Consider the following 22143-nt stretch of genomic DNA (forward strand, 5'->3'; position numbering starts at 1 on the left):
CGGTCGAGGATTTATTCCCCGGCCGCAAACTGCTCGATATCCTGAATCGAGCCAGCGACCATGATCAGATCCCCCGCACGGAGTACATCTGTCATCTCTGCGCGCCGAAAATGCCCCTCTCGAGGACGCACCGCGAGAATCTGAACAGACTTTCCGCGAGGATTAATGACCTCTTCTATCGTGTGATCGAGCGCGCGTACTGGCGGCGCAATTTTTGCCACCCCAAAACCCCGCTCGAACTCTAGATAGTCTTGGAGTTGACTACCGATCATGTGCGCCACTCGGCGCCCAGTATCGGCTTCTGGCCGAATGATGTGATGGACGCCAATCTGACCCAGAATTTTAGCGTGGGCCTGGTTATCAGCTTTAGCCCATATAGAAGGCACACCCATATCTACCACCGCCGAAGCGGTCAGCAGCGACTGCTCAATATGACGACCGATACCGATAACTACTCGGGTGGCCTCAGCGACTCCAATCTGCTGGAGTACCTCCGGGCTAGTGGTATCGGCGGTAACGACGTGATCAAAGGTCGCCGAAAGCTCCTGGACGATTTTGGGGTCACGATCAGCACCAAGTACTTCCACCCCACTGGCTGTGAGCTCTTCGCCCAGTGCCTGGCCGAACTTGCCAAGCCCGAGGATAAAAACCGGCCCATTAGCAGCCTTATGTTCCCGATACTTACCGCGGGTAAATATGTTAACCAATGAAGGGCCTCTCTTCTGGATAATCAAATTTGCGCCCATGAGCACGGGCAGCGACTGCTGTGGCTAATGCTAGTGGCCCGATCCTGCCTGCGAACATCAACACAGCAATCAAGATCTGCGCAAGCTCTGGCAACTCTGCGGTGATCCCGGTCGACAGTCCCACTGTGGAAAAAGCGCTAATAACTTCAAACAGCACCTGATCTGCTTTCAGATCTGGTGCTAGCAACAAGATTGTCATCGTTGCCCCCAGGATTAGTGCTACCGATCCGGTCAAAATGACCAATGCTTGACGCACAACGCTGCTTCTAATCGTCCGACCAAACACAGCCACCGAGCTATCGCCCCGAATCTCCGCTGCTACGGCTGCTACCAAAACAATCGCGGTAGTGATTTTCAACCCGCCCGCGGTACCACCCGATCCGCCACCAATAAACATCAGCAGATCTGTGCCCATCCAGGTGGCAGGATGAAAATCTACGTAGTCAACGGAATTGAATCCTGCGGTACGGGGGCTAACACCAGAAAAGAAGGCGTTGAGAAGGCGAACGCCAGCACTTGACTCGTCTTGAGAATCCGTAGCTGAGCCCACATGAACCAACGCCCGATTCCATTCCACCAATGCCACCAGAGCAGTACCCGCCACCACGAGGACCACTGTGCCAATGAAGGTAAACCGAGCGGTCAGGCTCCATCTGCGAACCGGTTTGCCCGACATCTTGCGCTTAGCCCTACGCGTGGCCTCCAACAACACTGGAAAGCCGATGCCGCCAATCATGAGAGCGAACGCTAGGGGCAGCAAAATACCAGCATCAGAGGCAAAACCCACGACGTTATCTGAGTAGAGCGCAAAACCTGCATTATTGAATCCAGAGATCGCGTGGAAAATTCCCTCCCAGATGGCTCTTCCCCAGGAATATCCATAATTGCCGTGAAAACGGATTGCTAAAAACACCGCAACGAGCGTTTCCACCGCCAGGGTAAAAAGTACCGTTGCCCGGATCACCCAAACTACATCGCCTAGGTCAGCCCCTCGCCCCTCAGCAGTAGCTCCCAACCGGCTCCGAAGCCCCAGTCGGCCGGCCAGGATTAACCCCAGTAGTGAGGCCAAAGTCATGAAACCCAATCCACCGATTTGGATAAGCAGCAGGATGGTCACCAAACCCAACCAGGACCAGTGGACCGCCGTGTCAAGGGTGATCAAACCAGTCAAACTGGTAGCTGAGGTAGCGGTAAAAAAGGCATCTGCCAGCGGAGTAATGCGGCCATCTGCAGAACTCCACGGAGACATCAAGATGGCAGTACCAATGCCAATGATGCCCATAAAACCAAGCGCCACTGCCACCGTAGGGCGATAAGGGCGCTGACCAAGACTGGTAGTGGTGTGACTCACCGCGTAGATGATACTCCCCTAACAGAAAAACGCGCAGGCTTCTCACAGATTCGAAGAATCTAGAGGCCTGCGCGTTAATAATGGTGGTCCTAGCTGGGTTCGAACCAGCGACCTTTCCGGTGTGAACGGAACGCTCTTCCACTGAGCCATAGGACCATTGCGTGCGTTGAAAAATATTACACGGCACTCCACTTGCGGCCTAATCCGCAGGTGAATACAGTTTTCTCTGCAATCAGCCCGGAAAACCCGCCCTAAAATGACACCACGGTAGTTAACACCACCCTGACGGCAGGCAAATACACCCTCCGACCACGGGATTTGGAACTAGGACACCGATGAGGATAAAGTTTCATCTCGCACCGATTGAATGCAACGAAAGCTGCTAAGAACGGTGTGTGCGGATGTAGCGCAGTTGGTAGCGCATCACCTTGCCAAGGTGAGGGTCGCGAGTTCGAGTCTCGTCATCCGCTCTCATTTCACCGGGCCAATCGGTAAGAAATGAACCCGCGCGATTAGCTCAGCGGGAGAGCACTTCCCTGACACGGAAGGGGTCACTGGTTCAATCCCAGTATCGCGCACAGAGGGTTAAACCTCGATGCGGATGTAGCGCAGTTGGTAGCGCATCACCTTGCCAAGGTGAGGGTCGCGAGTTCGAGTCTCGTCATCCGCTCTGGTACCTTTATATCTTAGGGTTCCTAAGGCGGTAATCGCCAACGGTGGAATGGCCGAGTGGCGAGGCAACGGTCTGCAAAACCGTGCACACGGGTTCGATTCCCGTTTCCACCTCTAGATAGTCCCGCGCGATTAGCTCAGCGGGAGAGCACTTCCCTGACACGGAAGGGGTCACTGGTTCAATCCCAGTATCGCGCACAGAGGGTTAAACCTCGATGCGGATGTAGCGCAGTTGGTAGCGCATCACCTTGCCAAGGTGAGGGTCGCGAGTTCGAGTCTCGTCATCCGCTCCACATCAACCCAATCTAGGTTTCCTAGATTGGGTTTTTTCCTGCCCTGATCATTTCCCCTGGGTATGCTCGGGTGCCATGCGCCCCTCCCCGACTGCTATCGACCCCGCAGATCTCATCGGCCCGGTCCAAGAACCGGGTTTCCCAGAACTAAGAGCTATCGCAGTAACTACCCTTGGTGGTGGAGCTAGCCTGAGTGGCACTTCTGAATCTCTCGGCAATGACACTGACACTGCTCTGCTGCTAGGACTTCGTCAATGGTCCGATGTCGTCTTGGTAGGTGCCAAGACAGCCGCGGCAGAAGACTATGCCGGCGTACGTTCTACCCCCTCGCGAAAGACCCCTGCCCCGCTGGCAGTAATCACGCGTTCTCTTTCTCTTGATCCCGGCAGCCGCCTGTTCACCGACACCGATACGCCACCGCTGATTCTTATCCCCCAAGAATCACTCGAGGATCCTGCCTTGAATTCACAGCGCCACCGTTTAGTCGATGCTGGCGCTCAACTGATCTCCACCGGCCAAGGTAGTGCCCAAGAGATCATCGCAGCCTTACATGCTCTCGGATATGCCCGGATCGCCTGCGAAGGCGGACCTGGGATCTACGCCATGCTGTTTGAAGCAAACTTGGTCGATATCTTGCACCTGACCATCGAGCCGGTGGCTCACGCGCCCGTCGAAAAGCAGTTGTTCTCCCCTAGACCAGATAGCGGAGGATTCGCTCATCGACTGCAGCTAGAAGATGCTTCCACCACTGCCGATAGCACGATGTTCTTACGCTATAAAAGGGGTGTTGAACTCCACTTTTAGATCGGTCTTAAGTTATTGTAATTGTCGTGTCTTCGCCAACTGCCCGACTAGAACGCCTCTGGGTGGCCCCGTCCCCACTCACCGAATCTGTGGACGGTCCACCCCGCCACACTTCGTGGGATCGGGTAGGCAATGCCATCACGTGGCCGCTGGCGATAATCCTGATCATTCATCGAGTGTTTATCCTGGCGCTTAATAGTTCGGTCACCGATGACTTCACCACGGTCTACTCAGCGGTACGGCGGTTCCTAGAAGGAACCCCAGTCTATAACGAGATCTACTACTACGTTGACCCGCACTACTTGTATAACCCGGGGGCGACGTTACTGCTGTCCCCGATCGGCCTGATCAGTGACTTCGCCAACGCGCGAGCACTATTCATCCTCGCGAACGCACTAGCTATCGTCGCAGCGTTAGCGCTTCTGACTCGGCTGTTCGGGTTCTCCCTGCGCTCTATGGTGTGGCCGGCGTCAATCGTCATAGCTTTTTGCACCGAGGCGGTTCGCAACACACTTATTTTCTCCAATATCAACGGCATTCTGCTGCTAGGACTATCGCTGTTTCTCTGGTTGCTATTGCGAGGCAGGAGCTGGTGGGCCGGACTAGTCATCGGGCTAGCAATTCTGATTAAGCCCCAGTTTGCTCCCTTACTGTTCCTGCCCGCGGTCAAATTGGATTGGCGTACCCTCACCGGTGGAATCGCTGTCCCAGTGGTGTTCAACCTGGTTGCTTGGCCTCTGGTACCAGGTGCTTCTGACTACCTCTCCAAGCTGGTGCCCTATCTTGGGCAGATCCGTGACTATGCCAACTCTTCTTTGGCGGGCTTTGCCGTCTACTTCCAGATGCCTAGTGCGTTGGAATCAGTGTTGTGGCTCATCTTTGCCACGACGGTGGCTGTCGGCGTACTCATGCTGCTGCGCTGGCGCTATACCGACCCTCTGCTCTGGGCTACCACCACCGCGGGCCTGCTCTTGGCTGGAGTGTTTCTCTTGTCTTCGCTCGGCCAGATGTACTACTCGATGATGCTATTTCCCATGATGTTTACCGTTGTTCTGCGAACCAGCGTCTTTCATAACTGGCTGGCGTGGCTGGCAGCCTACCTCTTCCTCTCCCCCGACACGTGGTTTTCTAGTCGGTGGGTAGATTATGGCCGTTGGTTCGAGTTCTTCCGTCCAACCTTTGGATGGGCGATCCTGCTGCTTGTGACAGCTACCTGTTCAGTGATGTGGTGGCTCGGACAACGAACAACAGATCCGGAACATTCCGAGACAGCTCAACGTTGAGATTAGAACACCCATAATTTTGTTGGAGGTAGACCCATGACCGACTTCACCCTGATCAGCGACGACCAATGGCGCCAGCGGTTATCCCCGCAGGAGTACCACGTACTGCGCCAGGCAGGAACTGAGCCGCCGAATGTTGGCGAATACACCAATACCACCACCGAGGGAATCTATTCCTGCCGTGCCTGTGGTGCCGAGCTATTTCGTTCGGACCAAAAATTCGATTCCCATTGCGGCTGGCCCTCTTTTTTCTCCCCGCTAGCAGGTGAGAGCATTATCGAGCGCACAGATTCTTCTCATGGAATGACCCGCACTGAGATTATCTGTGCCAACTGTGAGTCCCACTTGGGGCATGTGTTCGCAGGCGAAGGCTACGACACCCCGACTGATCTTCGCTATTGCATCAATTCCATCAGCTTGAAGCTCTCTCCTACGGAGTAGTCAGCAGACAACAAGACCCCATTCACCAGGCAGCAGTTCAGCTGCTCGCAGGAGATGGGGTCTTCTTTCATGCCCGATAGCTATTGAATCAGGGAAGCGCCTCAATAAGCTCGGCGACATCGTCAATACGGCGACCAGAGAAGAAGGGGACTTCTTCGCGCACGTGCAGACGGGCTTCGGTGTAGCGCATTTCGTACATCAGGTCCACGATCCGGTCCAAGGACGGGGCTTCAAAGGCCAGCAGCCACTCATAGTCACCGAGAGAGAAGGCTGGGACGGTGTTGGCACGCACGTCCGCATAGGTCCGCGCTGCCTGCCCATGGGAGGTGAGGATTCGGCGGCGTTCTGCCGAATCAAGCAGGTACCAGTCGTAGGAGCGAACAAAGGGATAAACCGTGATCCAGGCTTCGGCGGGCTCGCCCATGATGAAAGAGGGCAGGTGAGAACGGTTGAACTCGGCTGGGCGGTGCAGACCGTTGCCAATCCAGAACACCTCCATAATCTGGCCCAGCACGGTGGTGCGGCGGAAGCGGTTGAGTGCAGCCTGCAGCTCTTCGAATCGCTGGGCGTGCCACCAGATCATCACATCGGCTTCGGCACGGATACCGGAGATATCGTAGACACCGCGAAGCGTCACCAGACCTTCGGCTTCCAATTCAGTGAAGAAGTTCCGGACCTCCGAGATAATGTTCGTGCGCTCAGAGCCCAGCGCTCCGGGAATAGCCCGGAGGGTGACCCATTGGGTGTAGCGCTCCATGCCGTTGAGCTCTTCGAAGTTGGGTTTATTCACGTAAGTTCACGTGTCCTTTCCTGAGGTCGAATGCCGATGACCCGGCACCATCATCCATCATAAGTTGGATAGGCTTCCTACGGTAGTCCGACCCCCACGCTTAGCTCTACAAAGCTTCTCCGGCGCGCCTTAACCCTCCGCACAGTGCTGGTGATTACGTTGGGGGTCGTGTTCAACGATGCTCCCCCGACGCCCCTGACGTCGCGCGCCAGCAAGGATACCGATGAATCCGCCACCGGTAACTCCACACCGCCGGTGTTCACTAAAGCCGTCGAATCCATGCACGCCGCCGTCCTCCGCCCCGAGATCACCCTCGGAACTATTCGCCCGCCACAGCGATTGGCTCCCTTTAGTCACGCCATCGGCCTTGAAGTCGAGCACGATGACAACGAGATCATCGCAACAGACTCTTCAGGAGATTCCTTCGGCAGGTTAATCCTGCTGCATGACCCCGGGGCCGACGAGCCTTGGGAGGGATCCATGCGCTTGGTCGCCTATATCCAAGCCGATATGGACCATGAAGTAGCTTCTGATCCCCTGCTGCCAGATGTCGCGTGGCAGTGGCTGACCGAAGGATTCGAAGAAGCTGACGCGGAATTTACCAATCTCGGCGGCACAGTCACTGCCACTGCATCTGTGCGCTACGGCGAAATTGGTGGCCCTCCGCGCTCACACCAGCTAGAAATGCGCGCTTCTTGGACCGCGGTGGGTATTGATCTCTCTAGCCACGTCATCGCATTTTCCCGGATGCTGGCCAATGTCGCGGGTCTAGCACCAGAGGGAGTCAGCCGGCTCGGGGACTAAGGGTTAGGATTGTTCACCATGTGTTCAGTCCTTAGCAGCCCTAGTGGCGTCGTCCCGCCGCTGATTGATAGCCCCGCAGGATTCTCTCAGGCTGCGGAGGCCTTAGCTGCAGGTCAAGGCCCTGTAGCCATCGACACCGAGCGTGCCTCCGGCTTTCGTTACGACGATCGCGCCTTCCTCATCCAGATCCGCCGCCGCGGGGTCGGCACCTTGCTGCTAGATCCGGAAGGCCACCGAGATGAATTCACCAAAGCCTTAGCCCCAGTATTAAACGGCCTAGATTGGGTGATTCATGCAGCTATCTCCGATTTGCCTTGCCTTGCATGGTTGGGCCTGTATCCGGGTCGGCTCTTCGACACCGAGGTAGCTGGTCGCTTGGCAGGATTCGACCACGTCAATCTCGCCGCCATGACCGAGGCGATCTTCGAGGTCACGTTACGTAAAGGCCACGGTGCGGAGGATTGGTCGAGACGTCCTTTGCCTGCCGATTGGTTAGACTATGCTGCCCTAGATGTGGAGCTACTGCTCGAACTGGCAGAAGCCATGGCCGAGTTGCTTGATAGCCAGGGAAAACTCGAGTGGGCTGACGAAGAATTTGAACACATTAAGGCTAGTTATGCTGGAATGAGCGGCCCCCCAGTGGCTACCTGGCGAGCAGCCAAGGGAGTCTCCTCCCTCATTCGGCCGGAACAATTAGCTATTGCTCGGGAACTATGGCTGGCGCGAGAGTCCATCGCCGTCGACAACGACCAAGCTGTCTCCAAAGTCCTGCCCAATAGGGTTCTCGTGGAAGTCGCACGCGCTGTTCCCCGTACGCCGAAAAAGATCTCCCAAGTAAAGGGTTTTCCGGCCCGCCGCAAAGGTGCCACGAACTTCTGGTTTGGGGTGGTCAACCGGGCTTTGACTTCGGATTCCACGACTTGGCCACAGAGGCAACGCGGGCCTCGTTCGTTGCCCTCACGCCAGCCTTGGTCCCGGGACTACCCTGATTCTTGGTCAGCACTAGAGCAGGCTCGGGAACTCATCGAGCAGCTGTCTATCGATCTCGATATTCCCGTTGAGAACATTCTCCGGCCAGCGGTCCTCCGTATCGCAGCGTGGCAGGCTGCTCAGGAACGCACTGTGCGCACCTCGGATGAACTAGCGGAACTGCTCCACGACCATGACGCCCGAGCGTGGCAGATTGAACTCACGGTCCCGCTGATAGCCCCAGTGCTACTGGCTTGAGTCGTTGAAAAGCGTCTCCAGCCATCCATTGACAGAGGTGGAAACTCCTTCCACATCCAATCCAACTTCAGCCAGCAGCTCATTCCTGCTGGCGTGGAGGGGGAAAACATCTGGGAAAGCCAGATGACGCAAGGGAGTATCTACTTCCGCAGCTGAGAGTGCCTCGGAAATCAACGAGCCCACTCCACCGCGGATGATGCCGTCCTCGAGCGTGATCACTAGATCATGATCGTCAGCCAAAGCCACGATGGACTGAGCAACTGGTGCAATCCACCGCGGGTCAACCACAGTGACATTGACGCCTTCAGCTTCGAGTTCTTCGGCGACCTCGAGCGCTATGCCAGCAAACGGTCCTACGGCGATAAACAGGACGTCGATACGCTCTTGGTCATTATCGACGGCGTCCTCGCTATAGCGCAGCAGATCAACTCCATCCTGAGTACGAAGCAGTGCCTCATGCTCAACAGGGAGCGATCCCTTGGGGTAGCGCAGAACCGTCGGGCCATCATTGACCTCTAGTGCTTCGTTGAACAGCTCGCGCATCTGTGCGCCATCTCGCGGGGCAGCAACTCTGATGCCTGGGACAATCGAGGTTAATGCTAGATCCCACACACCATTGTGGCTGGCGCCGTCGGAGCCGGTAACCCCTGCCCGATCGAGGACAAAAGTCACTGGCAGCTCAAGGAGCCCCACATCCAACAATAATTGGTCGAAGGCTCGGTTGAGGAAGGTGGAATAGACGGCAACGACTGGGTGCAATCCGCCCAGAGCCAAGCCAGCAGCCGAGGTCACGGCATGTTGCTCAGCGATACCAACATCGAAGAACCGATCAGGATAGTCCTTGGCATAGGCAGCTAAGCCCGTAGGACCTGCCATCGCCGCAGTGATAGCCACAATGTCATCTCGCCGCGCAGCAGCTGCACTGATTTCTTCAGAGAACACGCCGGTCCAACTAGGACCTGATTGGGAAACTGGAACGCCAGTGATCGGATCCATGATCCCAGTGGCATGCATTTGATCGGCGACATCATTGACCGCTGGGGCAAAACCATGGCCCTTCTCAGTGACTACGTGAACGATGATCGGGCCCTGGTAATCGTGGGCATAGGTCATCGCTTGGTTGAGCGCCTGTAGGTCATGACCTTTAACCGGTCCGATGTATTTCATTCCCAGCTCGGGGAACATCTCGGTGGGAAGAAACTGCGATTTCACTCCCTCTTTAACCGCCTGAAGCGCGCCGAAAGTGCGCTCACCTACCCAGCCCATCGACTTCAGGGTGTTTTTGCCATGCTCCATGATCTCGTCATAGCTACGCTGCATTCTCAAGTCAGCGAGGTTCGCGGCTAAACCACCAATGGTTGGCGAATAGCTGCGTCCATTATCGTTGACCACGATTACCACGTTGCGGTCTTTACCTGAGGCAATGTTGTTGAGCGCCTCCCAGCACATTCCGCCAGTCAATGCTCCATCACCGACAACGGCGACAACATTGTGCTCGCCACGTCCAGTGAGCTCAAAAGCCTTGGCTAGTCCGTCAGCATAAGACAGCGCAGCAGAAGCATGCGAAGACTCAGTCCAATCATGTTCTGACTCAGATCTAGACGTATAGCCAGAAAGCCCGTCCTTTTGGCGCAAGGTATCAAACTGTTCAAGCCTGCCAGTGAGCATCTTGTGCACATAAGACTGGTGAGAGGTGTCGAAGATGATGGGATCTTCGGGAGACTGGAACACCCGGTGCAGCGCAATCGTCAACTCGACTACGCCCAAGTTGGGGCCGAGGTGGCCTCCGGTGGCAGAAACCTTCTCCACCAAAAACCGCCGGATCTCCTCTGCCAGATCCTCAAGCTGCTGGTGATCCAGCGACTCTAGGTCCGCAGGCGAAGTAAGTCCACTGAGGATTCCCATCGGTATCTCTCGACTCCATTCTCTCTCGGTGATCTGATCAATCAGACCGCATCTAAAGTGCCGTCAACATTCCAACAATGGTACCTGTCAGAAGTGACCTAAGACTCCTGCGCCTCTTCTAGGCTCTCGGAACGAAGCTCCGCAACAATCTCGAAATGGTGAGTACCGGGGAACGCATTAACCACTGCCAGCCGGTTGATCTGGTAGCCAGCTTTACCCCAGGCAGCAATATCGCGGGAGAAGGTTGCCGGATCGCAACCGATATGGATAATGCGCTCAGGCTTCTTGGTCGCTACGGCAGCAACGACCTCGTCCCCAGCGCCGGTGCGCGGAGGATCTAGCACGACAACACGCGGTGCCGGCAGTGTAGCCACGGCGCTTTCCACCCGGGTGTTGTGAATTTTAAGATCATAGTCTTCCAGGGTGTCCTGGGTGTTTTTGGCTGCAGCCGAGGAGTAATCCACCGAGTGAATAGTGGCATCCTTGCCGAGGCTGTCTGCCAATGCTGGGACAAATAGACCCACGCCGCCATAAAGATCCCAACCGACGTGGTTTTCGCTTTCCGGCAGATCAGCCAACCAACGACGGATCAGGCCAGTGTAGGAATCCGGGGCAGCCACATGTGCCTGCCAAAACGCGGTAGTCGGGAAGCTAAAGGTGTGGCCGTCAGTGGTCTCGATAGCGGTTCCGGTGCCTTCAAGAACCTCAGTGACCTTCTCGACGCGCCGTCCGCGCGGGGCCCGACGGGTCTCAACAACGTGCCGGCTGCCCTTACCATCTAGTACCGCAATGACCTCTGAAAGCGGGGTGAAAGCCCTAGCGCCGACACCCACCAAACCATCAAGCAAACCCGGGGAGACCTGGGTACAGGCAGCTCCGGTGATGAGGTCTCTGGAACCACGTGCCCGGAAACCTGCTCGCCCCTGGGAATCCACACCCAGGCGCACTCGGGTGCGCCAACCGCGGGTCGGAGCCAAATCAATGCGCTCGGCCTCGGGAAGCTCTTCCACCCGCCCTAAACGAGTGAGTTGGCCGATGAGCACCCCAGCCTTGAGCTCAGTTTCCTGAGCGGGATCGAGATCTCCAAAGTCACAGCAGCCCGCACCTGCAGCAGCAGCGGGACAAGCTTGAGTGACGCGCAACGGCCCGGCGGTAATGACGCTATCGAGCTCTGCCCTAGCAAAGTTCTTCTTGACCTTGGTGATGGTTGCGTTGACGGTGTCTCCGGGGTATCCACCGCGAACGAAGACCACTCGTCCGTCGATCTCAGCGATGCCTTCACCGCCGTGGGCCATACGGGTAACGTGCAGTTCCCGGGTAGTGTCGCGCTCGAGATCGGTCACGATGTGTGCTCCTTGATTGCTGATTCTTCTTCTCCGGTGTCCTCATCGGACTTCATCGCCGAGCTGGCCCGGCGGACCATGAAGAAGGTGAAAAGTGTGACGATACCCGTCAAGGGCCAGCCCATAAGAATCCTGGCCAGCGCGAGGGCATTTGTTTCATCAGAGTTATACAGACCATTTTGCACCAGAAACCTGGAGAGAAACACCACGGCCCACGCCAAACTGGCCAATGAGTAGCTCATCCGGGCTTTGGCATTGGAACGCCATTGCATGTTCTCACCGTTAATGCCCTTCCAAATCACTCCGACCATGGGCCACTTCAGTAGCACCGAGCCAACAGCGACGATGAAAAGCAACAACGACATCCAGATGCCATAGAGGAAATAGCCTTTGGCATCTCCAGTGGCCCAAGCAATGCCTGCACCGATGCCCACCCCCATCAGACCGGAAAAAGCCGGCTGAAGATTTTCCTTGCGGATCAACCGGACGATAAAGACGGCCATGGCGATGCCGAGAGCTGCCAGTAGTGCGGGGACCAGGCCGAAAGAATTATTGACCGGGACCAGCACCAAAATCGGCAAAGTCGACGACACTAGCCCGGAGAGGCCACCCATTTGCTCCAGCATTGTCGCCTGAGGTGCTTGCTCAATCTCGTTATCAATATGTTCTGACGAGTCCGGATCAGGCGAATTAGTGGTCTCCGCGGGAGTGCGTTCTTCCATCACTTATCCGAGCCTGCGCCCTCAGTGGCACTGACGGGTGGGGTATTTTGCCCACTCGGCTTATTATCGGCAGTTGGCTGTGCGGCAGCTGTGGGCTTAGCTGCTTTGTTTGCTTGCTGCGAGCGTTGTTCGAGGGCTTTCTGCACCTGGGCCACTAGCTGCTGTGGGAGAGCTACTGGAAGGGAGTTTCCAGCCAAGATCGGGTTCTCGCCTCGATAGACAAAAGTCCGGGCAACGACCTCGCGAGAAAGATCTCGCAGACCCTCAGCACGCTCAAGCGGGGCGGTGTTGGTCAGCCGGAGCATCCAGCGCGGTCCATCTACACCGATGACTCGAATGATCCCTTTGGCGCTTTTCCCTACTACTTCGGGCCCCCACGGGCCCTGTTCGACCTCGACGTCAAGCCCATCACGGCTCATCCCTTGGGTGATCTGTTCCAGAGATTCACTCCACTGTCCTGCGGAGCGCGGCGCTGCGAAAGCGACTGGGGTGATTCGACCGAATTCGGTGACGATATGGACCATCTTGGGCCCTTTCTCCCCCATTTCCACCTGAACTTGAGAGTTCTTCGGCAGCGGGATCTTCATCGAACCAAGGTTGAGCACACCAGTGGAGAATTCGGAGAAATCGAAATCAGTGATTTCTACCGAGTCACCGTCGAAAGGTCCAGTTTCGCCACTGACTGCGTCATGATCTAGGGCTTCAACCGCAATAGGCGTCTCTTCCGAGGGCAGCTCCGGCTCCGCGATTAGGTCAGTAGAGGTGGCCTCCACCAAAGCCTCATCTGGGACCTGTTCGTCCTTCTTTTTCCCGAATGGCCACAATGCCATGAGTCATCGTCTCCTTGCTCGTCTACATGGGTAGGGGGCGCTCGACGCCCTCTCCTACCCCATCTGGGTCCAGCCTACCGTGGTGTTTTAAACCAGCCCGGTGGATCCGTGGCCGCCTTCACCCCGAATGGTTTCATCAAGCGCCTCAACTTCAATGAAGTCCACGAGTTCAACCCGCTGGATGACCAGCTGAGCGATACGCATTCCTCGAGTGATGGTCACTGATGTTTCAGGATCAAGATTGATCAGGCAGACTTTGACCTCTCCGCGGTAATCGGCGTCGATGGTTCCCGGAGCGTTGACGATGCTCAGTCCCTCGCGTGCGGCTAGACCGGAACGCGGATGAACTAGGCCAACGGTGCCCAGCGGTAGTGCCAAGGCAATGCCAGTGCCTACTAGAGCCCTTTGGCCTGGGTTGAGTACTACCTCTTCAGTGGAATAGAGATCCGCTCCGGCGTCTCCACGATGCGCACGCTTGGGTAGCGGAAGATCCCGATCAAGGCGCTTAATGCGGACAGATTCGATAGCTGGTTGTTCAGTCACAACGACCAATCTACGCACCCTGGGCAACCTCGGGAACTCCCCCACCCCAGAGGGAGTGCGTCCTTGGTTGCAGTAAAGTGGTCAACCGTGAGTGACACCGGATCGACTGAAACTTCAAGCGCGACCCAGACCCTTTACCAAGAACGCCAGTGGGTGCCCTTCTACTGGTGGATCTTGGCGGGTCTGTTGGTCGCACTAACTACCGCACAGCTAGCGCACAACCGAGACATTTGGTGGTTAATCATCCCAGCAATTGTTCTCAGCGCAGCCGCGATATGGATTCTGCTGACGTGGTCTTCCACCGTCCTACGCGTTGAAAGAGACGACAGCGGCACTACCTGGCTGTCAGTACAGTCAGCATCCCTACCCGCAGATGTCGTAGCTAGGTCTTTGGCTGTTCCGGCCTCTGCCAAGCGAAACGCCATGGGCCGCCAGCTCGACCCAGCAGCATTCTTGGTCTCCCACGCGTGGGTACCTGAGATGGTGATGCTGGTTCTCGAGGACCCGGAAGATCCCACTCCCTACTGGCTAATCAGCTCTAGAAACCCAGAAAAGCTACTCACAGCTTTCCTCCCAGGGCAGACCGACGCTTCGCTCGCTCATTACCGGTCTTAGTAGGCGGCTAAAGCAGCCTCAACCGGTTGAGCCTATGGAGTACAAGCTCTACTGCGGACTATTCGCAGTCGAGGCAGACCTCAGAGCCATCAGCCTCAGTATGGGAGCGGCGGTTATTGCGCTGCACCAAAAAGCAGATCGAACAGGTGAATTCATCTGGGCGACGCGGGACTACGGAAACATTAAGTTCCTCGCCTGAGAGGTCAACGGGCGGCAAATCAAAAGGCTCGACGATTTCTCCATCATCGTCTATTCCCGTGTTCTGATTCTCAGCAGCCTTCAGGCCCTCGAGGGAGTCAGTTTCCGGCTCGTCCTCGACCCTGCGTCGCGGGGCATCATAATCAGTGGCCATGCGTGTATGTCCTTCGTGTCGTCGACTGGAATGTCGATGTTGACCAACGTGTCGAGGCGCATACTAAGCGTATTTTTCCTCCCTGTCATATCGCCAGGCCAGAGCGATAAAATTCATCGCCCTAATGGAGATAGTGCACCAGCATCACTAAGTAGCTTTTTCAGAGGCTCAACAACGGTGGCAGCCGCGACGAAACTCAGTTCTCCGGCGGTTCCGGGAGTTGAAAGTCGCGGGGTCAGCGCAACCGCACCTGCTTCCTGGGCGATAACCAGCCCAGCTGCATAATCCCAGCAATTGATGCCGTGTTCGTAATAGGCATCGACACTGCCTTCTGCGACTCGGCATAAATCAAGCGCAGCGGCGCCTATCCGTCGAATATCACGCACGTGCGGCAACACTCGAGTCAATAATTGCGCTTGAGCCTGTCTACGGGCCGCAGAATAGGCAAAACCGGTTGCTACCAGTGATAGAGATGGATCAGTAGCTTCACTGCACCGCAGTTCAGTGATCTGGCCATCGCACTGTCGAGTCGCGCCGAGACCACTGCCTGCTGAATAGATCACACCGGTAGCAACATTGACCACTGCCCCAGCGACGACCTCACCGTCGACAGCCGCACCGATCGAAACCGCATATTCGGGGATTCCATAAAGGAAATTGACGGTGCCGTCAATTGGATCCACCACCCACGAAACCCCACTATGCGAAGGGCGTTGGCTCCCCTCTTCCCCGATCATTCCGTCTTCAGGGCGCAAGGTAGCCAAGCGGTCTGAAATAAAATCCTCCGCCAGCGTATCCACGATGGTCACGACGTCCTCGGCAGAAGATTTCGAGGTGGCGAAATCTCGGATACTCGCTTTAGCGGTCAATTCCTCACGCTTCTGGCTGATCCTCTCCGCTGCTGCGACAGCGGTTTCAACCGCGATGTCTCTAAGAATGGCTGGCTCATAATCGATGTTCATAGCGCCTATTGTGCCCGGAGTTTGTAAACTGGGAGCCATGAACGACATCGGGTTCGGCATTGACATTGGCGGTTCAGGCATTAAGGGGGCCCGGGTCAACCTCGACAACGGCGAGTTCGTCGGCGATCGGATAAAGATCAAGACGCCCCAGCCAGCGACACCAGATGCGGTGGCAGATACAGTCGCCGAGATCCTCGACCGTGCTGGATGGAATGGCCCAGTCGGAATTACTCTGCCCTCGGTTATCCGGGGCCAGGTTGCCACCACAGCCGCCAACATTGATCCCTCCTGGGTTGGTACGGATGTGCATCATCTCTTCTCCCGCTATCTTGGGGAGCGTGAAGTCAGCGTGCTCAATGATGCCGATGCCGCGGGCCTGGCTGAGGTCGCCTTCGGCAACCCAGTAACCAAAGAAGGTGCAGTCATCTTCCTCACATTCGGCACCGGCATCGGATCCGCGCTCATCACTGACGGGGTGCTATTTCCCAATACCGAACTCGGCCACATGTTTGTCGGCAAGAAGGAAGCCGAGGCCAAAGCATCGTCTGCGGCAAAGGATCGGGACGGCATCAGCTTCAAGAAGTGGGCAAAGCGGGTTTCTGCCGTCCTGCAAGAATACGAGCGTCTGCTCAACCCCAGCGCCTTCGTTGTCGGCGGCGGAATCTCACGTGACCATGAGCGATGGGTTCCCCTGCTCAAGGCGACTGCCCCGGTTGTGCCCGCAACACTTCGAAACCGGGCAGGCATCGTTGGTGCCGCTATGGCAGTTCGGGCGCACCTAGCCCCCTAACCCGAGATCAAAAGCTGATAGCCGGTGCAACGGCCCTGGGAATAGTGATCTATACTGGGCTGTTGATCGTGACGGGAGAGGACCGTCAATGTCAGTTTCGCCATTGACGCGGCTATATTCCCGGTTTGGGCGTGTAGTCGTCAGGCACGACCTCACTGTTGACTAGTGTGGCCGGTGACATGGACTGATTCGAACTCCGGGTCGGCGCGACACCGGTCCACAAGAACGAATTGAGCAAGGCGAAAGGGCGTACGTGGCAGCCACGAATTCTTCAGACAAGGCACTCGCAGGCAGCGGTGAAGGCGAGATGCCGGATTCTGCACGGAGTACTACCTCTGGAGGTGCAACAGATGCAGCGGCTGCGGGCGATGCCTCCACTCCGGTGAAGAAGGCAGCCCGCAAGGTTGCTAAGAAAACAGCCAAAAAGACAGCCAGAAAAACCGCCAAGAAAACGGCGAAAAAGACGGCAAAGAAGACCGCTAAGAAAACGACTCGAAAAAAGGCCACAGCAGCTGCCGTTGGCGGCTCTTCTGAAGACTCAGACAACGAATCCACCGAAGACAACACGGATTCTGAGGATGAATTTGCTGAGCCAAACCTCGATGAAGACGAGGTCAGCGAGGACGTCGAAGAAGACGATGAGAAGGACGAAGGATCTTCTGTCTGGGATGAAGATGAGTCCGCGGCTCTTCGCCAGGCCCGCAAAGACGCCGAACTCACAGCTTCTGCGGACTCCGTTCGTGCCTACCTTAAGCAGATCGGCAAAGTCGCCCTGCTCAACGCCGAGCAGGAAGTCTCCCTAGCCAAGCGCATTGAGGCTGGCCTCTACTCCACCTACCGGATGGAGCAGATGGAGCAGGCATATGCTGACGGCGACAAGGATGCCAAGCTCACCCCTGCGGTCAAGCGCGATCTCCGGGCGATTGCTCGTGATGGCCGCAAGGCTAAAAATCACCTCTTGGAGGCCAACCTTCGTCTAGTGGTTTCTTTGGCCAAACGTTACACCGGCCGTGGTATGGCGTTCCTGGATTTGATCCAGGAAGGCAACCTGGGTCTGATTCGTGCGGTGGAGAAATTCGATTACACCAAGGGCTACAAGTTCTCTACCTACGCCACGTGGTGGATCCGTCAGGCCATCACCCGTGCTATGGCTGACCAGGCACGAACCATCCGCATCCCGGTGCATATGGTCGAGGTCATCAACAAACTTGGTCGTATCCAGCGTGAGTTGCTGCAGGATCTGGGTCGCGAGCCCACCCCGCAGGAATTGGCCAAGGAAATGGACATCACTGAGGAAAAGGTCCTCGAGATCCAGCAGTACGCGCGCGAGCCGATCTCGTTAGATCAGACCATCGGTGATGAAGGCGACTCGCAGCTCGGTGACTTCATCGAAGACTCCGAGGCAGTGGTGGCTGTGGACGCCGTCTCCTTCACTCTGCTCCAGGATCAGCTCCAAGACGTCCTGCTGACGCTGTCTGAGCGCGAAGCTGGCGTGGTCCGCCTGCGCTTCGGCCTGACCGATGGCATGCCGCGCACCCTCGATGAGATCGGGCAGGTCTACGGGGTCACCCGCGAGCGCATCCGCCAGATTGAGTCGAAGACGATGTCGAAACTGCGCCACCCTTCTCGTTCGCAGGTTTTGCGAGACTATTTGGACTAGCTCCACCCTGCTTTATAGACGAAAAAACGTCGTGGTCACCCGCCCAGGTAACCACGACGTTTTCTTCGTTTCTAGCAGCTAGTTCTTTGCCGCAACAGGGAGTGGCCTGCGTAGCCCATCTTTGCCATAAGCCAAGCGTCGGTGAACAGCCTCAAGCGGACCGGCCCAACCGACTCGGTCCCACAGCAGTGCCAGCACAAGGGTGATCAGCCACACGAGAAGAGCCAGTCCCAACTGGATAAGGATACCGGAGTCACTCCCCCAGCCGAGCACAAATGGTTGCGTGATCACGACGAATAGAAGGGACTGGAGCACGTAGCCGCTCATCGATCGCTTGCCGAGTGCCATCAGAGCTACCACCGGCAGACTTAGTCGATAGCTATTCCCCTGAGCTCTCGCATCATCAACTCTTGCTTGCAAGCTTCTGGTCGCAAGCGCTACCGCCGCGATGATCCCCGGTCCGGTCAACATTCCGAAGCCATAGTTGAGAGCTGCTAGGACAACTTCTGCCCCTGCTGGCAGTATGTCGATTGCAGCCAATCCCCACGGCAATCCAATACCGACCATCACCAGGACTGCCAATGCCAGCCAACGCCGCAAAGTACCCAGGTGAGCGCCAGGATCGCTGAGGACCCCTCGACGTGCCCACACGAATCCGATGAGCATCAAGGGAACGAGCATAAACACGACAAAGGGAAGCCCGGTCAGTTGCTCTAGACCGAAGCTGAGGTTGGTATTTAGATAGCTCACATAGGACCCGTCATCACCTAATACCGGTGAATCTGACACCAGCGCAGTGGGCTCTAGCCACAAGACCAAGGCACCCAGCATTGATAACAGCAGTTGGAGACTGAGCATCACCCAAGCAACGACCATTAAGGAGCGATCTCCCAGGGTGATCAGCAAGGCAACGATCATCACACCAAGCCCATAAGCGAGCATGATATCGCCGAAAAACAGCAGGACTAGGTGAATCGTCCCAAATACTGCCAAGATCCCATACCGTCGCCATAGCACCCAGCGAGCTTGCCTAGGCGAGTAATTCCGACGCCACAGGCTCAGAGTGATCATGCCAACGCCGAAACCGAGCAAGGTAGTAAACATCGGCAAGCCTCGGACATGAACAAACATCGCGGAAAATACCACTGCTAGGTTCTCGAAGATGTTTCCATCGCCGAATACTCCGCCAAAGAAACCAGCGTAATCGGCACCCTCGGCTACTGACCACGCCGTGGGCATATTGGCAGCGGCGATCCCCAATAAAGCCAATCCACGCGCCAGATCAGGTACCAAGTAGCGTGGCGAAGGCTGGCCAGCGCTCTCAGGTGGAGCAGCGGAATCAGGCAAGCTCATGAAATTAAGCCGTCGCTTTCAGTGTCTTAATTCAACCAGCCAGATACGGAGTCTTGTAGACAGCTATCCCGTTCAGCAGCGTCAGTGACCTCGAAGCAGTCGATGACATCCGAGTTGCTGACAAACATAAAGATTGTCGCCCACAAGATGATCGACAACACCAGGGTGGCTGCCGAGATCACCAACGCGGTTACCGACATCTTGAATCGGGTATCTGCTCCAGTCAGCTTTCGTGCCTTGCCGATGGCAATCACACTGAGAATCAGACTGACCATGGCCACCGGGATGGCAAATACGGCACCAAAGAGAGTGAAAAATAGGATCAAGCCAGCGATCGCTAGACCAAGCGCCCAAGCTGCCACTCGGTTGGATTGGGTCTCGATCGCCCCTGTGATCGCCGGCATCGGTGACTGCCCAGAAGAAGGCGCAGATCCATCCATCGAAGGCTCCGACGAGCGGTAGGAATCGTAGCTAGGGTATTCCGGTTTCTCGGGGTGGTGGGGATTACTAGGGTTAGTCATAGTGTCGGCTTCCTGGTTTGGTGGGCTGGTTGCTTTTCAGGATATCCAACTAGCTTGAGATCAACCCCGTCCCCGATCTAACCGGGCAAACGCATCTGACTCAGATTCTTAAGTCACCAACGACGCAGATAAGCAATGCGATCGCGCAATTGCTCGGCGTTGCACATAGCGGTTGGTGGACCTCCACACACTTTGCGCGCCTCTGTGTGAATTGCCCCGTGTGGACGTCCGGTGCGCCCGGCAGTGATCGAGACTATGGCGTTGAGTTCTTTGCGCAGCTTGGGAATTTCGGCGCTGGCAACCTTGTCCCCCGCTGAGCTTCCTTCGTTCTCTTTGCTCGACTGACGGGTTCGTTCTTCCACTTTTCGTCGGTTTTCGGCTTCCGCGTCACGGGTATCGAGTTGGTCTTCCTGGCGCTTGCGCAGCAATGCTCGCATCTGCTCAGCATCCAAGAGCCCCGGAAGTCCCAGGTAATCGGCTTCCTCCGCAGAACCTGCCAAAGTAGCAGTGCCATAAGTCGAACCGTCATAGATGAGAGAATCTAGTTCTGCATCTGCGCCAAGAGATTCATAGCCTTGCTGTTCTTCCGGCTCATCCTGCGCACGATTAGCTTCAACGAGCGCCTCATCATCCCACCCTTCCTTTGGGCGGTCGGGTTTACCTAAGACGTGATCCCTGGAGGTTTCCAATTTCGCTGCCAAATCCAATAGCACCGGAACACTAGGAAGGAACACGCTAGCGGTCTCCCCTGGCATCCGAGAACGCACGAATCGACCAATAGCCTGGGCGAAAAACAGCGGGGTGGAAGCTGAGGTGGCATAGACGCCCACGGCCAGTCGCGGGACGTCAACGCCCTCGGAGACCATGCGCACCGCGACCATCCATTCATCGCGGGAGGCGCTGAACTCTTCGATGCGCTCGGAAGATCCAGGCTCATCAGAAAGGATCACTGCCACCGGAGTGTCCGACATTTTAGCCAGGATTTTTGCATAGGCCCGAGCAGTGGCCTTATCAGTGGCAATGACTAGGCCACCAGCATCAGGCATATTTCGGCGCAGCTGACGAAGCCGGGTGTGCGCAGATTGCAACACCGCCGGGATCCAGTCCCCATTGGGATCTAGCGCGGTTTTCCAGGCCCGTGCTGTTTGCTCAGGGTTGAGAGGTTCGCCGAGCCGGGCCGCATATTCTTCACCAGCGCTAGTGCGCCACCTGGCTTCACCGGAGTAGGCCAGAAACACCACTGGCCGAACAACACCATCAGCTAGCGCATCGGAGTAGCCATAGACATGGTCTGCCCGAGAGACTAGATGTCCCTCACCGTCTTGCTCATAGCGAACAAATGGAATCTGGGAGTCATCAGAGCGAAAAGGGGTACCAGTCAAGGACAGCCGATGGACCGCATCAGTGTATGCCTGGCGAATACCATCGCCCCAGCTACGTGCGTCACCGCCGTGATGGATCTCATCGAGAATGACCAGACTGCGTCGAGCGCTAGCCAGTGCATGATGCTTATAGGGATGCATCGCAACTTGGGCGTAGGTGACCACGATTCCGTCATAGGAGGGGTTAATCGCCGAAGAATTGGTGAAGTTCGGGTCTAACGCCAACCCGACCCCAGCCGCAGCCGCCGACCACTGATTCTTCAGATGCTCGGTGGGGACGACCACAATCACCCGGTCGACCTCGCGGCCGGATTTAAGCTCAGTAGCCACCCGAAGCGCAAAAGTAGTCTTACCAGCGCCGGGAGTTGCTACTGCCAAAAAGTCCTTGGGCTTATGCAGTAGAAACTTGGTCAGTGCTGCCCTCTGCCACGCGCGCAGACGCGCAGTGCCGCTGTCACTCACTTCTTACGCAGGCCCTGGTAGATCCGTTCGCAGTCGGGACATACTGGCGATCCAGGCTTAGCCTGCTTGGTCACTGGAAAGGTCTCTCCACACAGTGCAACCACCATTTGTCCACTCACTGCAGAGTCGACGATCTGGTTCTTTTTGACGTAATGGAAGAACTTCGGGGTGCCGTCATCGAGTTGGGTGTCCTCGTTGACATCGGGGCATTCGATGGTTTTAGTACTGGTTCTCACGCCCACCATCATGCCCCACGATCCCACCTCTTGGCACACGGGGCTACCCTGTGGCT

At 56.5% G+C, this 22143-nt stretch carries 22 protein-coding genes and 7 tRNA genes; 14 read left to right on the plus strand and 15 right to left on the minus strand.

The window, feature by feature from the left end:
- Window positions 1–11 precede the first annotated feature (11 nt).
- The 3 genes from C5L39_RS02590 to C5L39_RS02600 form a co-directional block, all read right to left on the minus strand.
- Window positions 12–698 carry a potassium channel family protein gene (locus tag C5L39_RS02590; RefSeq protein ID WP_245974888.1) on the minus strand — a complete coding sequence of 229 codons (687 nt, stop codon included), beginning with the start codon at window positions 696–698 and terminating at the stop codon, window positions 12–14.
- Window position 699: 1 nt separating this feature from the next.
- On the minus strand, window positions 700–2097 hold the full coding sequence (locus C5L39_RS02595; RefSeq protein ID WP_342767878.1) for a TrkH family potassium uptake protein: 1398 nt from the start codon (window positions 2095–2097) through the stop codon (window positions 700–702).
- An 81-nt stretch (window positions 2098–2178) separates the two neighbouring features.
- Window positions 2179–2253: transfer RNA gene (locus C5L39_RS02600), tRNA-Val, on the minus strand.
- 241 nt (window positions 2254–2494) lie between these two features.
- Between C5L39_RS02600 and C5L39_RS02605 the strand changes: the two genes are divergently transcribed.
- From C5L39_RS02605 to msrB, 9 genes are all read left to right on the plus strand, one after another.
- A tRNA-Gly gene (locus tag C5L39_RS02605) sits at window positions 2495–2567 on the plus strand.
- Between the two features lie 36 nt (window positions 2568–2603).
- Window positions 2604–2675, plus strand: a tRNA-Val gene (locus C5L39_RS02610).
- Window positions 2676–2694: 19 nt separating this feature from the next.
- A tRNA-Gly gene (locus C5L39_RS02615) sits at window positions 2695–2767 on the plus strand.
- A 45-nt stretch (window positions 2768–2812) separates the two neighbouring features.
- Window positions 2813–2883, plus strand: a tRNA-Cys gene (locus tag C5L39_RS02620).
- Between the two features lie 12 nt (window positions 2884–2895).
- Window positions 2896–2967: transfer RNA gene (locus C5L39_RS02625), tRNA-Val, on the plus strand.
- A gap of 19 nt (window positions 2968–2986) precedes the next feature.
- A tRNA-Gly gene (locus tag C5L39_RS02630) sits at window positions 2987–3062 on the plus strand.
- Window positions 3063–3137: 75 nt separating this feature from the next.
- Complete coding sequence (locus C5L39_RS02635) at window positions 3138–3866, plus strand: pyrimidine reductase family protein (protein ID WP_123047329.1); 729 nt, start codon at window positions 3138–3140, stop codon at window positions 3864–3866.
- 26 nt (window positions 3867–3892) lie between these two features.
- Window positions 3893–5149: a glycosyltransferase family 87 protein gene (locus C5L39_RS02640; RefSeq protein WP_281270219.1), complete on the plus strand. Its 1257-nt coding sequence runs from the start codon at window positions 3893–3895 to the stop codon at window positions 5147–5149.
- A 36-nt stretch (window positions 5150–5185) separates the two neighbouring features.
- Window positions 5186–5590, plus strand: a complete 405-nt coding sequence (gene msrB / locus C5L39_RS02645) for a peptide-methionine (R)-S-oxide reductase MsrB (RefSeq protein ID WP_123047330.1) — start codon at window positions 5186–5188, stop codon at window positions 5588–5590.
- Between the two features lie 88 nt (window positions 5591–5678).
- Here msrB and hemQ read toward each other — a convergent pair whose 3' ends face one another.
- Complete coding sequence (gene hemQ / locus C5L39_RS02650; RefSeq protein ID WP_123047791.1) at window positions 5679–6347, minus strand: hydrogen peroxide-dependent heme synthase; 669 nt, start codon at window positions 6345–6347, stop codon at window positions 5679–5681.
- Window positions 6348–6575: 228 nt separating this feature from the next.
- Between hemQ and C5L39_RS02655 the strand changes: the two genes are divergently transcribed.
- Together C5L39_RS02655 and C5L39_RS02660 are read left to right on the plus strand one after the other, a co-directional pair.
- Window positions 6576–7184 carry a DUF3000 domain-containing protein gene (locus C5L39_RS02655; protein WP_245974889.1) on the plus strand — a complete coding sequence of 203 codons (609 nt, stop codon included), beginning with the start codon at window positions 6576–6578 and terminating at the stop codon, window positions 7182–7184.
- An 18-nt stretch (window positions 7185–7202) separates the two neighbouring features.
- A complete protein-coding gene (locus C5L39_RS02660) occupies window positions 7203–8411 on the plus strand; it encodes an HRDC domain-containing protein (protein WP_123047332.1) in 1209 nt (402 codons plus the stop codon).
- Here C5L39_RS02660 and dxs read toward each other — a convergent pair.
- The 5 genes from dxs to dut all read right to left on the minus strand — a co-directional run bounded on the left by dxs (window position 8400) and on the right by dut (window position 13736).
- On the minus strand, window positions 8400–10316 hold the full coding sequence (gene dxs, locus C5L39_RS02665; RefSeq protein WP_123047333.1) for a 1-deoxy-D-xylulose-5-phosphate synthase: 1917 nt from the start codon (window positions 10314–10316) through the stop codon (window positions 8400–8402). The genes C5L39_RS02660 and dxs overlap by 12 nt on opposite strands.
- Before the next feature lie 98 nt (window positions 10317–10414).
- Window positions 10415–11659 carry a class I SAM-dependent RNA methyltransferase gene (locus tag C5L39_RS02670; RefSeq protein ID WP_123047334.1) on the minus strand — a complete coding sequence of 415 codons (1245 nt, stop codon included), beginning with the start codon at window positions 11657–11659 and terminating at the stop codon, window positions 10415–10417.
- Window positions 11656–12285, minus strand: coding sequence for a DUF3159 domain-containing protein (locus C5L39_RS02675; RefSeq protein WP_245974890.1), 630 nt, complete (start codon window positions 12283–12285; stop codon window positions 11656–11658). Before C5L39_RS02675 ends, C5L39_RS02670 begins: the two co-directional genes overlap by 4 nt.
- 95 nt (window positions 12286–12380) lie before the next feature.
- Complete coding sequence (locus C5L39_RS02680) at window positions 12381–13211, minus strand: DUF3710 domain-containing protein (protein WP_123047336.1); 831 nt, start codon at window positions 13209–13211, stop codon at window positions 12381–12383.
- 87 nt (window positions 13212–13298) lie between these two features.
- Window positions 13299–13736: a dUTP diphosphatase gene (gene dut, locus C5L39_RS02685; protein ID WP_425453844.1), complete on the minus strand. Its 438-nt coding sequence runs from the start codon at window positions 13734–13736 to the stop codon at window positions 13299–13301.
- Window positions 13737–13841: 105 nt separating this feature from the next.
- Here dut and C5L39_RS02690 point away from each other — a divergent pair, with 105 nt between their 5' ends.
- Window positions 13842–14369, plus strand: a complete 528-nt coding sequence (locus C5L39_RS02690; RefSeq protein WP_123047338.1) for a DUF3093 domain-containing protein — start codon at window positions 13842–13844, stop codon at window positions 14367–14369.
- A 58-nt stretch (window positions 14370–14427) separates the two neighbouring features.
- Here the strand turns inward: C5L39_RS02690 and C5L39_RS02695 are convergent, their stop codons facing one another.
- Together C5L39_RS02695 and C5L39_RS02700 are read right to left on the minus strand one after the other, a co-directional pair.
- The gene (locus tag C5L39_RS02695) at window positions 14428–14721 is read right to left on the minus strand and encodes a DUF4193 domain-containing protein (protein WP_123047339.1); all 294 of its coding nucleotides are present in this window, start codon (window positions 14719–14721) and stop codon (window positions 14428–14430) included.
- Window positions 14722–14834: 113 nt separating this feature from the next.
- Entirely contained in the window at window positions 14835–15683 is an 849-nt protein-coding gene (locus C5L39_RS02700; RefSeq protein WP_245974852.1) for an inositol monophosphatase family protein, read from the minus strand.
- 37 nt (window positions 15684–15720) lie between these two features.
- Here C5L39_RS02700 and ppgK point away from each other — a divergent pair, with 37 nt between their 5' ends.
- Both ppgK and C5L39_RS02710 read left to right on the plus strand, forming a co-directional pair.
- Window positions 15721–16473, plus strand: a complete 753-nt coding sequence (gene ppgK / locus C5L39_RS02705) for a polyphosphate--glucose phosphotransferase (RefSeq protein ID WP_123047341.1) — start codon at window positions 15721–15723, stop codon at window positions 16471–16473.
- Between the two features lie 253 nt (window positions 16474–16726).
- Complete coding sequence (locus C5L39_RS02710; protein WP_123047342.1) at window positions 16727–18133, plus strand: RNA polymerase sigma factor; 1407 nt, start codon at window positions 16727–16729, stop codon at window positions 18131–18133.
- 78 nt (window positions 18134–18211) lie between these two features.
- Here the strand turns inward: C5L39_RS02710 and C5L39_RS02715 are convergent, their stop codons facing one another.
- The 4 genes from C5L39_RS02715 to C5L39_RS02730 all read right to left on the minus strand — a co-directional run bounded on the left by C5L39_RS02715 (window position 18212) and on the right by C5L39_RS02730 (window position 22099).
- Window positions 18212–19486 (minus strand): DUF418 domain-containing protein, encoded by a 1275-nt coding sequence (locus tag C5L39_RS02715; RefSeq protein ID WP_123047343.1) that lies wholly within the window; start codon window positions 19484–19486, stop codon window positions 18212–18214.
- 26 nt (window positions 19487–19512) lie between these two features.
- On the minus strand, window positions 19513–20007 hold the full coding sequence (locus C5L39_RS02720; RefSeq protein ID WP_126268718.1) for a DUF4190 domain-containing protein: 495 nt from the start codon (window positions 20005–20007) through the stop codon (window positions 19513–19515).
- A gap of 113 nt (window positions 20008–20120) precedes the next feature.
- Complete coding sequence (locus C5L39_RS02725) at window positions 20121–21851, minus strand: DEAD/DEAH box helicase (RefSeq protein ID WP_123047345.1); 1731 nt, start codon at window positions 21849–21851, stop codon at window positions 20121–20123.
- Complete coding sequence (locus C5L39_RS02730; protein WP_123047346.1) at window positions 21848–22099, minus strand: DUF3039 domain-containing protein; 252 nt, start codon at window positions 22097–22099, stop codon at window positions 21848–21850. The genes C5L39_RS02725 and C5L39_RS02730 overlap by 4 nt, the downstream gene beginning before the upstream one ends.
- Window positions 22100–22143 lie beyond the last annotated feature (44 nt).

Origin of the sequence: Corynebacterium alimapuense, from assembly GCF_003716585.1 — a bacterium.
Taxonomy (GTDB): domain Bacteria; phylum Actinomycetota; class Actinomycetes; order Mycobacteriales; family Mycobacteriaceae; genus Corynebacterium; species Corynebacterium alimapuense.

Excerpts from the sequence above, each read along its gene's own strand:
- hemQ (WP_123047791.1), bottom strand. The coding sequence starts at position 6,347 with ATGGAGCGCTACACCCAATGGGTCACCCTCCGGGCTATTCCCGGAGCG.
- C5L39_RS02680 (WP_123047336.1), bottom strand. The coding sequence starts at position 13,211 with ATGGCATTGTGGCCATTCGGGAAAAAGAAGGACGAACAGGTCCCAGAT.
- C5L39_RS02715 (WP_123047343.1), bottom strand. The coding sequence starts at position 19,486 with ATGAGCTTGCCTGATTCCGCTGCTCCACCTGAGAGCGCTGGCCAGCCT.
- C5L39_RS02660 (WP_123047332.1), top strand. The coding sequence starts at position 7,203 with ATGTGTTCAGTCCTTAGCAGCCCTAGTGGCGTCGTCCCGCCGCTGATT.
- C5L39_RS02675 (WP_245974890.1), bottom strand. The coding sequence starts at position 12,285 with ATGCTGGAGCAAATGGGTGGCCTCTCCGGGCTAGTGTCGTCGACTTTG.
- C5L39_RS02730 (WP_123047346.1), bottom strand. The coding sequence starts at position 22,099 with ATGATGGTGGGCGTGAGAACCAGTACTAAAACCATCGAATGCCCCGAT.
- C5L39_RS02700 (WP_245974852.1), bottom strand. The coding sequence starts at position 15,683 with ATGAACATCGATTATGAGCCAGCCATTCTTAGAGACATCGCGGTTGAA.
- C5L39_RS02635 (WP_123047329.1), top strand. The coding sequence starts at position 3,138 with ATGCGCCCCTCCCCGACTGCTATCGACCCCGCAGATCTCATCGGCCCG.
- msrB (WP_123047330.1), top strand. The coding sequence starts at position 5,186 with ATGACCGACTTCACCCTGATCAGCGACGACCAATGGCGCCAGCGGTTA.
- dxs (WP_123047333.1), bottom strand. The coding sequence starts at position 10,316 with ATGGGAATCCTCAGTGGACTTACTTCGCCTGCGGACCTAGAGTCGCTG.
- ppgK (WP_123047341.1), top strand. The coding sequence starts at position 15,721 with ATGAACGACATCGGGTTCGGCATTGACATTGGCGGTTCAGGCATTAAG.
- C5L39_RS02720 (WP_126268718.1), bottom strand. The coding sequence starts at position 20,007 with ATGACTAACCCTAGTAATCCCCACCACCCCGAGAAACCGGAATACCCT.
- C5L39_RS02695 (WP_123047339.1), bottom strand. The coding sequence starts at position 14,721 with ATGGCCACTGATTATGATGCCCCGCGACGCAGGGTCGAGGACGAGCCG.